The sequence below is a fragment of the Mesorhizobium sp. WSM4830 genome (genome assembly GCF_055811495.1).
Window position 1 is genome coordinate 28,063 of sequence record NZ_JBVVQI010000005.1, and the last position, 13,227, is coordinate 41,289.

Consider the following 13,227-nt stretch of genomic DNA (forward strand, 5'->3'; position numbering starts at 1 on the left):
ACTGTCTCAGGGTTAAGAAAATGTCCCGATACGGCAGCCACTCCCAGGCAGGGGGACCTTGTCAGGAGGTGGTACGAAACGCCGCTTGACGGCGGGGGCGTGTGGAGACCGAGGCGAGGCCAGCAAGAATCCCAGGGCAACTAGATTAAGGCTCGCTAAAAAATTCGGGGGGCCTCCCAAGCAGCGTTGGAATCGCTATGGTTGCAAGCGTCCATATGCGCTAGTTTTAGTCATGCGTTATGTCATCGTCATCACGACTGTCACCTTTTTCCTGATCTGGGACGGCATTTACAACCAAGGCCGCTACCTCGACAGGACGGTCAGGGAGGTGACCCGCATCGTGCACTATGTAACCAGCATGGTGTAGTTTCTCTTCGCTGCTACGGTTCGCAGACGCGACAAACCTGCCGATTGACGGCACGCTGCCGCTGACACAAAAGAACGCCGGTCCAACGGTCGAGGAGGCTGGGTTGATCCGGCATATCGTTTTCTTCAGCGCACGGCATAAAGCGGATGTCGAGGCAGTGCGCACGGGCCTCCTGGCGCTTGCCAAGATACCTCATTCGCGTCATTTCGAGGTGACGCTCAACACTAAGGTCGACCCGCTCTCGGATGAGATCGATGTGGTCGTCTATGCCGAGTTCGAGGACGAAGCGGCGCTCGCCGCCTACAAGGCGCATCCGCTCTATGCAGAGACAACCAGCCGGGTCAAACCTCTGCGCGAATTGCGTTATTCGGCCGACATTGTTGCAAGTTGACGAGCCGCCGTCCCCTACGGGCTGAGGTGGTCTTGCCGCTGAGGCGTCGGCCAAGCCCTTGAACCGTTTTCAGGAATGAGGCACATCGCGCGGGACATGACCGAGAACACCCCCGCAAGGCCTCATCCGCTCGATCACCTGGTGCTGCCGACAGCGAGCCTCGATGTTGCGCGGGCGCGCTTGACCTCGCTCGGCTTTACCGTTGCGCCGACAGGTATCCACCCTTTCGGAACGGAAAACTGCTGTGTCTTCCTCACCGACGGTACCTATCTCGAGCCGCTCGCGGTCGCTGACCGGCAGGCCGTGGCAACGGCGATCGCGAACCGCAATGTCTTTGTCGCGCGTGATCGCACCTATCGCGAAGAAAACGGCGATGAAGGATTTTCTGCCGTGGCGCTGGGCACCGAAAGCGCCGCCGCGGACCACGCGCGCTACATGGAAGCCGGTCTGTCGGCGGGAGACGCGCTAAGCTTTTCGCGCGCCTTCACCGATGCGGCGGGAAAGAGCGACACCGCATCGTTCAAACTGGCCTTCGCGGCTACAGGCAAGACAACGGACGCTTTTCTCTTCGCCTGCGAGCGGATCAATGCGCCGAACCTCGACCGCACTGCGTTGCAGGCCCACGCTAATAGCGCAACCGGCATTGTCGAAGTCGTGGCAGTCAGTGGCGAACCTTCCGAACAACGCAATGTGATTTCGATCGCAGCCGGAATCGAGGCTCAGGGCGGCGGCACTGTCTGTGAGCTGCCGAATGCCGTCGTGACCGTTCTGGATCCTGCAGCCTATTCGGCACGCTTCGGCATTCCTGCCGGCGCACCATCTGAACTCCGCTTTGCTGGGATCGTCTTTTCGATTAGGCACGGCGATGCCGTCGCCAAGCTGCTTGCAGCCAATTCCGTCGAACATCACATGCGCGGCGGTGATATCATCGTGCCGCCGGCGCCAGGGCAGGGCGCAGCCTTCATTTTCCGGGAGATCGCATGAACAAGCTCAATCCACTGATGCCGAACTCTTCCGTTGCGGTCGGCAAGGTCATTTTCGGCAACGGCGCGCCCCTGTCGCTGATCGCCGGTCCATGCCAGCTGGAATCGCGGCAGCACGCTTTCGACATGGCCGGTGCGCTAAAGGAACTGACCGAAAGGCTCGGCATCGGGCTCGTCTACAAGACCAGTTACGACAAGGCCAATCGCACCTCGCTTGGCGGCACGCGCGGTGCGGGACTTGAAGCGGCAATGCCGATCTTCGACGATTTGCGCAAGAATTTTTCGCTGCCGATCCTGACCGACGTCCACACTGAGGAACAATGCGCGATCGTCGCGCCGCATGTCGATATCCTGCAGATTCCCGCCTTCCTTAGCCGGCAGACCGATTTGCTGATTGCTGCGGCAAGAACCGGCAAGGTGGTCAATGTGAAGAAGGGGCAATTCCTCGCGCCGTGGGACATGAAGAACGTCGTCGCCAAGATCATCGGCTCCGGCAACGCCAATGTCTTGGTCACCGAGCGCGGCGCATCCTTTGGTTACAACACCCTGGTGTCCGACATGCGGGCGCTGCCGATCATGGCCGAGATCGGCGCGCCGGTGATTTTCGATGCCACCCATTCCGTGCAGCAGCCGGGTGGGCAGGGCGGTTCGTCTGGAGGTGACCGGCGCTTTGTCGAGACGCTGGCGCGCGCGGCCGTCGCGGTTGGCGTCGCCGGCGTCTTCATCGAGACGCACCAGGACCCCGACAACGCGCCTTCCGACGGTCCCAACATGGTGCCGCTGAAGGATCTTCCCGCATTGCTTGAACGGCTGATGGCGTTCGATCGCATCGCCAAAAGCGTGGGTTGAACCAGCGGTAGCGCCACAGCAGCGTCGCCAAGAAAACTTTGAAGAATTTCGAACCCGCCTGGAACCTTAGCCCGCGGCCCTCATTGTCAAAATCTAATGTCAACGATGACGAGGAGCACACCATGACGACCCAGACGGGACACACCGAAGCCATCGCCGCTTCGCGGGTTATCGGCACATCGGTCTACAATACGGAAGGCACTCATATCGGCGACATCGAGGACGTCATGCTCGACAAATTGTCGAACGGAATCATGTTTGCCGTGATCGGTTTTGGCGGATTTCTCGGCATCGGCGAGAAATACCACGCCATTCCGTGGGCGAGCCTAGACTATGATGAGAACAAGGGTGGCTATGTCGTGCCGTTCACCAAAGACCAGCTGATGGCCGCTCCTTCCTATTCGATCAACGAGCTGACCGGCGCCGACGGCGAGGCCGCGCGTGACGCCTCATACAACTACTACAAGGTCGAGCCTTACTGGCACTGACCTTACTGGCACTGACTAAGTCTCCTGGAATCAAAAAAGGCCCCCGGAAATCGGGGGCCTTTCGATGTGGCGGGATGCTACTGCGCAATCTGCAGGGCCGGCAAAGGCGACGATCCCTGCGGGGGTTGCTGATTGTCGCACGACGTCAGGAACGCAGCCGCAATCAGGAACAAACTCACAATACCGCTCAACTGGGACATGGCGAAACTCCTCCTGTTTCGCCCCGCGCGACAAGAGCCATAGACCAGAAACCGGCATGCGGCGCATGACAAATGATGACAGCGCTTCGTGCTTCGTGAATCCCGTAGCGCACGGGCAATATTTGCAGGTGCCCCGATTGCGTTTTGCGGCGCTTTGGCTAAGAGGTGCGCGACGCTTCAATCGATCAATTGGGGACATCGCAATGACGGCCATCATCGACATTGTCGGGCGTGAAATCCTGGACAGCCGCGGAAATCCGACCGTCGAGGTCGACGTCGTGCTCGAAGACGGCTCGATGGGTCGCGCCGCGGTGCCGTCCGGTGCCTCGACCGGCGCGCATGAGGCGGTCGAACTGCGCGATGGCGGCCCCCGCTATCTCGGCAAGGGCGTGCTGACAGCGGTCGAGGCGGTGAACGGCGAGCTGTTCGAGGCGATCGGCGGCATGGAGGCAGAGAATCAGATCCATATCGACCAGACCATGATCGAGCTCGATGGTACGCCCAACAAGAGCCGGCTCGGCGCCAACGCCGTCCTCGGCGTGTCGCTGGCGGTGGCCAAGGCCGCGGCCGAAGCGGCCGACCTGCCGCTCTACCGTTATGTCGGCGGCACCAAGGCCCATGTGCTGCCGGTGCCTATGATGAACATCATTAATGGCGGCGCGCATGCCGACAACCCGATCGATTTCCAGGAATTCATGATCCTGCCGATCGGCGCGCCGACGCTGCGCGACGGCGTGCGCTGGGGCTCGGAGATCTTTCATACGCTGCGAAAGAAGCTGAAGGGCGCCGGCCATAACACCAATGTCGGCGACGAGGGCGGCTTTGCCCCCAACCTGAAGAGCGCGCCGGCCGCGCTCGACTTCATCATGGAATCGATCGAGCAGGCTGGCTTCAAGCCCGGCGAGGAGGTTGCGCTAGGCCTCGACTGCGCGGCGACCGAATTCTTCAAGGATGGCAACTACGTCTATGAAGGCGAGAGGAAAACCCGCGACCCGAAGGCGCAGGCCAGATATCTGGCCAAGCTTGCTGCCGACTACCCGATCATCACCATTGAGGACGGCCTGGCGGAGGATGACTGGGACGGTTGGAAAATACTGACCGATCTCATCGGCAAGCAAACGCAGCTGGTTGGCGACGATCTGTTCGTCACCAACACGGCGCGGCTGCGCGACGGCATCCGCATGGGTGTCGCCAATTCGATCCTGGTCAAGGTCAACCAGATCGGCTCGCTTACCGAAACGCTCGACGCCGTCGAGACCGCGCACAAGGCCGGCTATACCGCGGTGATGTCGCACCGCTCGGGCGAGACCGAGGATTCGACCATCGCCGACCTCGCCGTTGCCACCAATTGCGGGCAGATCAAGACGGGTTCGCTGTCACGCTCCGATCGCATGGCCAAGTACAACCAGCTCATCCGCATCGAGGAGGAGCTCGGCAAGCAGGCGCGATATGCCGGCAAGTCCATCGTGAAAAGCTGATTTTCGAGAGAAAATCCGCGGCGGCGAGGGCGGGGACATTCCCGCCCTTTTTTGCTTCCTGGCTCTGAATCCAACAGTCTGTAACCGTCCATTAAGCACAATCGGGCGACAAAGGTGGCGTAGAGGATTCGGACCATGTGGACACGCCAGCACAAGCAAAGAAACACCGGCCGGCTGATCATCCCCTCGCTCTGCGTGGTGTTCCTGACTTATTTCGGCTTCCATGCCTATCATGGCGAGTTCGGCATCTATTCCAAGTATCAGCTCGAAGCCGAGACTGCCGAATTGCAGGGCAGGCTCGATGCCGTCAAGGCGCGCCGGATCGACCTCGAGCGCCGCGTTCAGCTGATGCATGAGGGCACGCTGGAGAAGGACATGCTGGACGAGCAGGCGCGCAAGGCACTTAATCTGTCCCACGCCGACGAGATCACCATCATGCTGCCGGTCGCAAGATAACCTGATCTCAGTTAATCAGCGATATTTGCAATGATTTTAATTGCTTAGATGCATGACAGCCATGCGTTTTCGGCATGGCGAAAGCCTTCCCTGCATGTTAGCCTGCCTCAAATCGGTGGGAGAACTGATCTCCCTCGCTGTCCGCCAAGAGACGCCCACAGGGAGTGATGCATGGCCACCGCCACCAGAAGAGCGCCTGCCAAATCCAAATCCGACGGCAAAACGCCGGGCCTTTCCACCCCAAAGCCTGTTGAGTTCACCAAGGACCAGGAGCTTGCCGCCTACCGGCACATGCTGCTCATCCGCCGCTTCGAGGAAAAGGCCGGCCAGCTTTACGGCATGGGCTTCATCGGCGGTTTCTGCCACCTCTACATCGGCCAGGAAGCGGTCGTTACCGGCATGAAGATGGCGCTGATCGATGGCGACCAGATGATCACCGCCTATCGCGACCATGGTCATATGCTGGCCATGGAGTTGTCGCCGCGCGGCGTCATGGCCGAACTGACCGGGCGCCGTAGCGGCCTTTCCAGGGGCAAGGGCGGCTCGATGCACATGTTCTCCAAGGAGAAGCATTTTTACGGCGGCCACGGCATCGTCGGCGCGCAAGTGTCGCTCGGCACCGGCATTGCCTTCGCCAACCGTTATCGCGGCAACAACAATGTGACGCTGACCTATTTCGGCGATGGCGCCGCGAACCAGGGCCAGGTCTACGAAAGCTTCAACATGGCCTCGCTGTGGAAGCTTCCGGTGATCTACATCATCGAGAACAACCGCTACGCCATGGGCACCTCGGTCTCGCGCTCGTCGGCCGAGACGGATTTCTCGCACCGCGGCGCCTCCTTCAAGATTCCAGGCATCCAGGTCGACGGCATGGATGTGCGCGCCGTGAAGGCCGCCGGCGACCTCGCCGCCGAATGGTGCCGCGCCGGCAATGGGCCGCTCATTCTCGAAATGCAGACCTATCGTTACCGCGGCCATTCGATGTCGGATCCGGCAAAATACCGCTCCAAGGAAGAAGTGCAGAAAATGCGCTCAGAACGTGACCCGATCGAGCAGGTCAAGGCGCGGCTGCTCGACAAAAAATGGGCAAGCGAGGACGAGCTCAAGGCCATCGACAAGGAAGTCCGCGACGTTGTCGCCGACGCCGCAGAATTTGCCCAGAACGACGCGGAGCCGGATCCGTCCGAGCTCTGGACCGATATCGTACTTTAACGAGAGGGCAAGGACATGCCGATCGAAATTCTCATGCCCGCCCTCTCGCCGACCATGGAAGAGGGTAACGTTTCCAAGTGGTTGAAGAAAGAGGGCGACAAGGTCGTGGCCGGTGACGCCATTGCCGAGATCGAGACCGACAAGGCAACGATGGAAGTCGAAGCCGTGGACGAAGGCACGCTTGCCAAGATCGTGGTTCCTGCCGGCACCGAAGGCGTCAAGGTCAACACCCTGATCGCTGTGCTGGCCGTCGATGGCGAAGACATTGACGAGGCAGGCGAAGGCATCGGCGAGGAGGCTATCAAGTCGCAAGCAGAAGCGCCCGCTGCCGCTCCGCCCCCCGCTGCCGCTCCGGCCAAGAGCGAAGCTGCAGCACCTGTTGCCGCCGCGCCCAGGTTGGAAATTGCCGCCGATCCGGACATCCCGGCCGGCACCGAAATGGTCTCGACCACGGTGCGTGAAGCCTTGCGCGATGCAATGGCTGAGGAAATGCGCCGCGACGGCGATGTCTTTGTCATGGGCGAGGAGGTCGCCGAGTATCAGGGCGCCTACAAGATCACGCAAGGCCTATTGCAGGAATTCGGTCCGCGGCGCGTGGTCGACACGCCGATCACCGAGCACGGCTTTGCCGGCGTTGGTGTTGGCGCGGCGATGGCCGGCCTGAAGCCGATCGTCGAATTCATGACCTTCAACTTCGCCATGCAGGCGATCGACCAGATCATCAATTCAGCCGCCAAGACGCTCTATATGTCCGGCGGCCAGATGGGCGCCCCGATCGTCTTTCGCGGCCCGAACGGCGCGGCTGCCCGCGTCGCCGCGCAGCATTCGCAATGTTATGCCGCCTGGTACAGCCATATTCCCGGCCTGAAGGTGGTAATGCCTTACACCGCCGCCGACGCCAAGGGTCTGCTTAAGGCGGCGATCCGCGACCCGAACCCGGTCATCTTCCTTGAGAACGAAATCCTTTACGGCCACTCCTTCGACGTGCCGAAGATGGACGATTTCGTGTTGCCGATCGGCAAGGCGCGCATTCACAAATCCGGCAAGGACGTGACCATCGTCTCGTTCGGCATCGGCATGACCTACGCGATCAAGGCCGAGGCGGAGTTGCGTGGCATGGGCATCGATGCCGAGGTCATCGACTTGCGCACCATCCGCCCGCTCGACTTCGACACGATCATCGCCTCGGTCAAGAAGACCAATCGCCTGGTGGTGGTCGAGGAAGGCTTTCCGCAGAACTCGGTCGGCGACCATATCGCCAACCAGGTCTCGCAGCGCGCCTTCGATTTCCTCGATGCACCGGTCATCACCATTGCCGGCAAGGACGTGCCGATGCCCTATGCGGCGAACCTCGAAAAGCTGGCGCTGCCCAATGTCGGCGAGGTCGTCGAGGCGGTCAAAGCCGTCACGTATCGCTGAGCAGGGCGGGAGGACAAAATGCCGATCAACATCACCATGCCGGCGCTTCCGCCCACGATGGAAGAAGGCAACCTTTCCAAGTGGCTGGTCAAGGAAGGCGACAAGGTCTCGCCGGGAGACGTGATTGCCGAGATAGAGACCGACAAGGCAACGATGGAAGTCGAAGCCGTCGACGAAGGCACGGTTGCCAAGCTGGTGGTTCCGGCGGGCACTGAAGGCGTCAAGGTCAATGCGCTGATCGCGGTGTTGGCGGCCGAGGGCGAGGATGCTGCTTCTGCCGCGAAAAGCGGTGACGCCGCTGCGCCGGCAAAGGCTGAGGTTCCGAAAGCGGACGTCTCCAAAGCTGAAACACCAAAGCCCGAAACGCCGAAGCAGGAGCCTGCCGCACCTGCAGCCAAGGCGGAAGCGCCGCCTACCGCCAACGGCCATGCAAGCGGTGAGCGCATCTTCGCCTCGCCGCTGGCCCGGCGCATTGCCAGGGAAGCCGGCGTCGATGTCGCGGTGCTGACAGGCTCCGGCCCGCATGGTCGCGTGGTCAAGGCCGATGTCGATGCCGCAATTTCCAGTGGCGGCGCCGAGGCGGCACCAGCGGCAAAAGCGGCGCCCGCCGGCGCTCCGGCACCTGCGGCCGCAGCACCCAAGGCGATGTCGGACGAGCAGGTGCTCAAACTGTTTGCCGAAGGCTCCTACGAGCTGATCCCGCACGACAATATGCGCAAGACCATTGCGAGGCGGCTGGTCGAAGCCAAGACCACCATCCCGCATTTCTATCTGACGCTCGACTGCGAGCTCGACGCACTTCTGGCTCTGCGCACGCAGATCAATGCGGCCGCGCCGGTGAAGAAGACCGAGAAGGGCGAAACGCCGGCCTACAAGCTGTCGGTCAACGACATGGTCATCAAGGCTCTTGCCATGGCGCTGATGGCGGTTCCGGATGCCAATGCGTCGTGGACAGAAAACGCCATGATCAAGCACAAGCACGCCGATGTCGGCGTTGCCGTATCGATCCCCGGCGGCCTGATCACCCCGATCATCCGGCGTGCTGACGAAAAGACGATGTCCGTCATCTCCAACGAGATGAAGGATCTTGCCGGCCGCGCCCGCAGCCGCAAGCTGAAGCCGGAAGAATATCAGGGCGGCACCACGGCGGTGTCCAATCTCGGCATGTTCGGCATCAAGGATTTTTCTGCCGTCATCAACCCGCCGCATGCGACGATCCTGGCGGTCGGCGCCGGTGAGCAACGCGCAGTGGTGAAGAACGGCGAGATCAAGATCGCCACAATCATGTCGGTGACGCTGTCGACCGATCACCGCGCAGTCGACGGTGCGCTCGGCGCCGAGCTGCTCGTCGCCTTCAAGCGTATGATCGAAAATCCGATGGGCATGCTGGTCTAAGAGAGGGGAACAGGGCGGTGCGGAAATTCTTCACCAGCCTGTTTGCCTTCTTTCTTTCCGGTTTAGCCGGCGGATTGGTGGTGCAGTGGCTCGCCGTCGCCACCAATGCCGACGTGGAGTACATCCTTGTATTCATAATCTCGGCTCTCGTCACCATCTTCGCGACGCTCGCATTCTTCATCGCACAATTCATGTCGGACCCACGACGGGCAACAAAACTGACCGCGATCATAGGGTTAGCATTTTTTGTGCTCATTGGAGTTGCCCTGATCGGCTGGACTTTCTCCCAGCCGCCGGGCAAACGCCAGTGGTCGAGCGATCTTCCCATCGTCGCCGGTCTCGTCCTGCCGGGCATCGCTACGGTGCTGGTCCAGTGGCTTTTTGTGCGCTGGCGATTGGGGCGCTCGCAACCAGGTTTCGGCGAGGCAGCCACATGAAGACGGTCCTCTGCTACGGCGATTCGCTGACCTGGGGCTATGACGCGGCAAACCTCGGCCGGCATCCGCTGGAAGATCGCTGGCCGAGCGTGCTGCAGGCGGCATTGGGCAGCGGCGTCGAGATCATCGCCGAAGGCCTGAATGGCCGAACCACCGCCTTTGACGATCACTTGGCCGGGGCGGACCGCAATGGTGCAAGGCTGTTGCCAACAATCCTGACGACGCATGCGCCGATCGACTTGATCATCATCATGCTCGGCGCCAACGATATGAAGCCGTGGATTCATGGTAATCCGGTCGCGGCCAAGCAAGGCGTGCAACGCCTGATCGATATCGTGCGCGGTCACGATTACCCATTCGATTGGCCGGCGCCGCAGATCCTGATCGTCGCGCCGCCCGTAGTCAGCCGCACGGAAAACGCCGAATTCAAGGAAATGTTCGCCGGCGGCGATGACGCGTCAAAGCGGCTGGCGCCGCAATATTCCGCCCTTGCCGACGAGGCCGGCTGCGGCTTCTTCGATGCCGGCACGGTGGCCAAAACCACGCCGCTCGACGGCGTCCACCTCGACGCAGAAAACACGCGGAACGTCGGGCAAGCGCTGGCGCCGCTCGTGCGCCTCATGTTGGAATTGTGAAGGAGAGAGCCGTGGCTGAGAACTACGACGTCATCATCATCGGCTCCGGCCCCGGCGGCTATGTCACTGCAGTGCGTTCGGCCCAGCTTGGCTTCAAGACGGCGATCGTCGAGCGCGAGCACCTTGGCGGCATCTGCCTCAACTGGGGCTGCATTCCGACCAAGGCGCTGCTGCGCTCCGCCGAGATCATGCACTATTCGGATCATCTGAAGGATTACGGCCTGAAGATCGATGGCAAGGTCAGCGTCGACACAGCCGCCGTCGTAGATCGCTCGCGAAAGGTCTCGCTGCGGCTCAACGGCGGCGTCGGCTTCCTGATGAAGAAGAACAAGGTCGACGTCATCTGGGGCGAAGCCAAGCTGACCAAACCTGGCGAGATCGTCGTGTCGAAATCGTCGAAGAAGCCGATGGAGCCGCAGCCACCGGCGCCCAAGGGCGTCAAGGGCGAGGGCACCTATAGCGCCAAGCACATCATCCTGGCGACCGGCGCCAGGCCGCGCGCATTGCCCGGCATCGAGCCGGACGGCAAGCTGATCTGGACCTATTTCGAGGCGATGGTGCCAAAAGAGATGCCGAAATCGTTGCTGGTGATGGGCTCTGGCGCCATCGGCATCGAGTTCGCCTCTTTCTACCGCACTATGGGCGCGGAGGTGACGGTGGTCGAACTGCTGCCAGCCGTGATGCCGGTCGAGGACGCCGAAGTCTCGAAATTCGCGCAAAAGCAATTCGAAAAGCAGGGCATGAAGATCATCCTCGAAGCCAAGGTGACCAAGGTCGAGAAGGGTGCTAGCTCGGTCACCGCGCATGTCGAGATGAGGGACGGCAAGGTCGAGAAGATCACTGCCGACCGCATGATCTCGGCCGTCGGCGTGCAAGGCAACATCGAGAATCTCGGCCTCGAGGCGCTCGGCGTGAAGACGGAACGCGGTTGTGTCGTCGTCGACGGCTACGGCAAGACCAACGTGCCCGGCATCTATGCCATCGGTGACGTAGCCGGACCGCCGATGCTCGCCCACAAGGCCGAGCACGAGGGCGTGGTGTGCGTGGAAAAGATCGCCAATTTCCCCGGCGTGCATGCCACCGACAAGCTGAAGATCCCGGGCTGCACGTATTGCAATCCGCAAGTCGCCTCGGTCGGACTGACGGAAGCCAAAGCGAAAGCCGACGGCAAGGACATCCGTGTCGGCCGCTTCCAGTTCGCCGCAAACGGCAAGGCGATTGCGCTCGGCGAGGACCAAGGCTTCGTCAAGACCATTTTCGACAAGAAGACCGGCCAGTTGCTGGGTGCCCACATGGTCGGCGCAGAAGTAACCGAACTGATCCAGGGCTTCGTCGTGGCGATGAACCTGGAGACCACCGAGGAAGAGCTGATGCACACGATCTTCCCGCACCCGACGCTGTCGGAGATGATGAAGGAGAGTGTACTCGACGCCTATGGTCGCGCACTGAATGCATGATAAATTAATTGGGCGAGTCTCACGCGGAAGACACAAAGGAACTCGACGGCAGAGCAATTCGTTTCGCACGCATCATCCATCATACAAGGAGAGGGCATATGGAAATGAACGGCGTGGGTTGGGTAGCAGCCATCATCATCGGCGGCTTGGCGGGGTGGCTCGCCGAGATGGTCATGAAGAGCAATACCGGCATCCTTATGAACATCATTCTCGGCATTGTCGGCGCAATCGTGTTGAACGCCATCTTGCAGGCCCTGAACATCGGCATCTTCGGCGTCGGCTGGATCGCCTATCTGATCACCGGCTTCATCGGTGCCTGCATTCTGATTGCGCTCGGACGACTGGTGCGCCGCTAACCTGTGCCGATACTTGCTATGCGAAAAAGGCCACCGCGGCATGCGTGATCGCGGCCTTTTTCTTTTCGCCGAAAAGTCCTAGATGACGTGGGTAGAGCGAGCGCTGGACAAGCGCTTGCCAAGAGCCGGGTTTCACATGGTCACCGTCCTCGACACGATTGCCAACGCGCCGCGCCTGCGGCATCCCGAAAAGGCCCACAAGCCGGATCAGGACGTTCTGCGCAAGCCTGACTGGATCCGCGTCAAGGCGCCGATGTCGAAAGGCTATGCCGAGACGCGCGAAATCGTTAGGTCTCACAAACTGGTAACGGTTTGCGAAGAGGCGGGCTGCCCCAATATCGGTGAGTGCTGGGAGAAGAAGCACGCCACCTTCATGATTATGGGTGAGATCTGCACACGGGCCTGCGCCTTCTGCAATGTCGCCACCGGCATCCCGACCGCACTCGATCCCGATGAGCCGGCGCGTGTCGCACACGCCGTCAAGCAGATGGGCCTAAGCCATGTCGTCATCACCTCCGTCGACCGCGACGATCTGGCCGACGGCGGGGCCCAGCATTTTGCCGATGTCATCCGTGCGATCAGGGCAGCAACCCCGTCGACGACGATCGAGATCCTGACGCCCGATTTCCTGCGCAAGGACGGTGCGCTGGAGATCGTCGTGGCGGCCAAGCCGGATGTTTTCAACCATAATCTCGAGACCGTGCCGTCTAACTATCTGACGGTTCGGCCGGGTGCGCGCTATTTCCACTCCATCAGGCTCTTGCAGCGGGTCAAGGAGCTTGACCCCTCGATCTTCACCAAGTCCGGCATCATGGTTGGCCTTGGCGAGGAGCGGAACGAAATCCTGCAACTGATGGACGATCTGCGTTCGGCCAATGTCGATTTCATGACCATCGGCCAATATCTGCAGCCTTCGAAGAAACACCATCCGGTGATCCGCTTCGTCACGCCTGAGGAATTCAAGTCCTTCGAGACGATCGGCAGGACCAAGGGCTTTCTGCTGGTGGCGTCGAGCCCGCTGACACGCTCGTCGCACCACGCCGGCGACGATTTCGCCAGGTTGCGCGCGGCGCGCGAAGCGTTTCTCAAAAAGTCCGCCTAACA

Annotated in this window: 15 protein-coding genes; all 15 read left to right on the forward strand. The window is 61.0% G+C overall.

The features are described 5' to 3' along the window. The first annotated feature begins 232 nt into the window (after window positions 1–232). The 15 genes from AC0L2Y_RS08730 to lipA all read left to right on the forward strand — a co-directional run bounded on the left by AC0L2Y_RS08730 (window position 233) and on the right by lipA (window position 13,225). Window positions 233–367, forward strand: a complete 135-nt coding sequence (locus AC0L2Y_RS08730; RefSeq protein WP_292655342.1) for a hypothetical protein — start codon at window positions 233–235, stop codon at window positions 365–367. A gap of 103 nt (window positions 368–470) precedes the next feature. Beyond that, the gene (locus AC0L2Y_RS08735) at window positions 471–758 is read left to right on the forward strand and encodes a Dabb family protein (RefSeq protein ID WP_473555395.1); all 288 of its coding nucleotides are present in this window, start codon (window positions 471–473) and stop codon (window positions 756–758) included. A 96-nt stretch (window positions 759–854) separates the two neighbouring features. Beyond that, window positions 855–1,742, forward strand: a complete 888-nt coding sequence (locus AC0L2Y_RS08740) for a VOC family protein (protein WP_473555397.1) — start codon at window positions 855–857, stop codon at window positions 1,740–1,742. Further along, on the forward strand, window positions 1,739–2,590 hold the full coding sequence (gene kdsA / locus AC0L2Y_RS08745) for a 3-deoxy-8-phosphooctulonate synthase (protein WP_473555400.1): 852 nt from the start codon (window positions 1,739–1,741) through the stop codon (window positions 2,588–2,590). The genes AC0L2Y_RS08740 and kdsA overlap by 4 nt, the downstream gene beginning before the upstream one ends. Window positions 2,591–2,712: 122 nt before the next feature. Next, window positions 2,713–3,078 (forward strand): PRC-barrel domain-containing protein, encoded by a 366-nt coding sequence (locus AC0L2Y_RS08750; RefSeq protein WP_023675091.1) that lies wholly within the window; start codon window positions 2,713–2,715, stop codon window positions 3,076–3,078. A gap of 403 nt (window positions 3,079–3,481) precedes the next feature. After that, window positions 3,482–4,756, forward strand: a complete 1,275-nt coding sequence (gene eno / locus AC0L2Y_RS08755; RefSeq protein ID WP_473555402.1) for a phosphopyruvate hydratase — start codon at window positions 3,482–3,484, stop codon at window positions 4,754–4,756. A 135-nt stretch (window positions 4,757–4,891) separates the two neighbouring features. Further along, the gene (locus AC0L2Y_RS08760; RefSeq protein ID WP_292655325.1) at window positions 4,892–5,212 is read left to right on the forward strand and encodes an FtsB family cell division protein; all 321 of its coding nucleotides are present in this window, start codon (window positions 4,892–4,894) and stop codon (window positions 5,210–5,212) included. A gap of 171 nt (window positions 5,213–5,383) precedes the next feature. Beyond that, on the forward strand, window positions 5,384–6,424 hold the full coding sequence (pdhA, locus tag AC0L2Y_RS08765) for a pyruvate dehydrogenase (acetyl-transferring) E1 component subunit alpha (RefSeq protein WP_352491368.1): 1,041 nt from the start codon (window positions 5,384–5,386) through the stop codon (window positions 6,422–6,424). A 15-nt stretch (window positions 6,425–6,439) separates the two neighbouring features. After that, complete coding sequence (locus AC0L2Y_RS08770; RefSeq protein WP_473555404.1) at window positions 6,440–7,843, forward strand: pyruvate dehydrogenase complex E1 component subunit beta; 1,404 nt, start codon at window positions 6,440–6,442, stop codon at window positions 7,841–7,843. 18 nt (window positions 7,844–7,861) lie between these two features. Next, window positions 7,862–9,238: a pyruvate dehydrogenase complex dihydrolipoamide acetyltransferase gene (locus AC0L2Y_RS08775; RefSeq protein WP_473555407.1), complete on the forward strand. Its 1,377-nt coding sequence runs from the start codon at window positions 7,862–7,864 to the stop codon at window positions 9,236–9,238. 17 nt (window positions 9,239–9,255) lie between these two features. Then, window positions 9,256–9,675, forward strand: coding sequence for a hypothetical protein (locus AC0L2Y_RS08780; protein ID WP_473555409.1), 420 nt, complete (start codon window positions 9,256–9,258; stop codon window positions 9,673–9,675). After that, complete coding sequence (locus AC0L2Y_RS08785) at window positions 9,672–10,310, forward strand: SGNH/GDSL hydrolase family protein (protein ID WP_473555412.1); 639 nt, start codon at window positions 9,672–9,674, stop codon at window positions 10,308–10,310. The genes AC0L2Y_RS08780 and AC0L2Y_RS08785 overlap by 4 nt, the downstream gene beginning before the upstream one ends. 11 nt (window positions 10,311–10,321) lie before the next feature. Next, on the forward strand, window positions 10,322–11,767 hold the full coding sequence (gene lpdA, locus AC0L2Y_RS08790) for a dihydrolipoyl dehydrogenase (RefSeq protein WP_352491363.1): 1,446 nt from the start codon (window positions 10,322–10,324) through the stop codon (window positions 11,765–11,767). A 98-nt stretch (window positions 11,768–11,865) separates the two neighbouring features. Then, window positions 11,866–12,123: a GlsB/YeaQ/YmgE family stress response membrane protein gene (locus AC0L2Y_RS08795; RefSeq protein ID WP_473555413.1), complete on the forward strand. Its 258-nt coding sequence runs from the start codon at window positions 11,866–11,868 to the stop codon at window positions 12,121–12,123. A 136-nt stretch (window positions 12,124–12,259) separates the two neighbouring features. Continuing rightward, complete coding sequence (lipA, locus tag AC0L2Y_RS08800; RefSeq protein ID WP_473555736.1) at window positions 12,260–13,225, forward strand: lipoyl synthase; 966 nt, start codon at window positions 12,260–12,262, stop codon at window positions 13,223–13,225. Window positions 13,226–13,227: the final 2 nt, after the last annotated feature.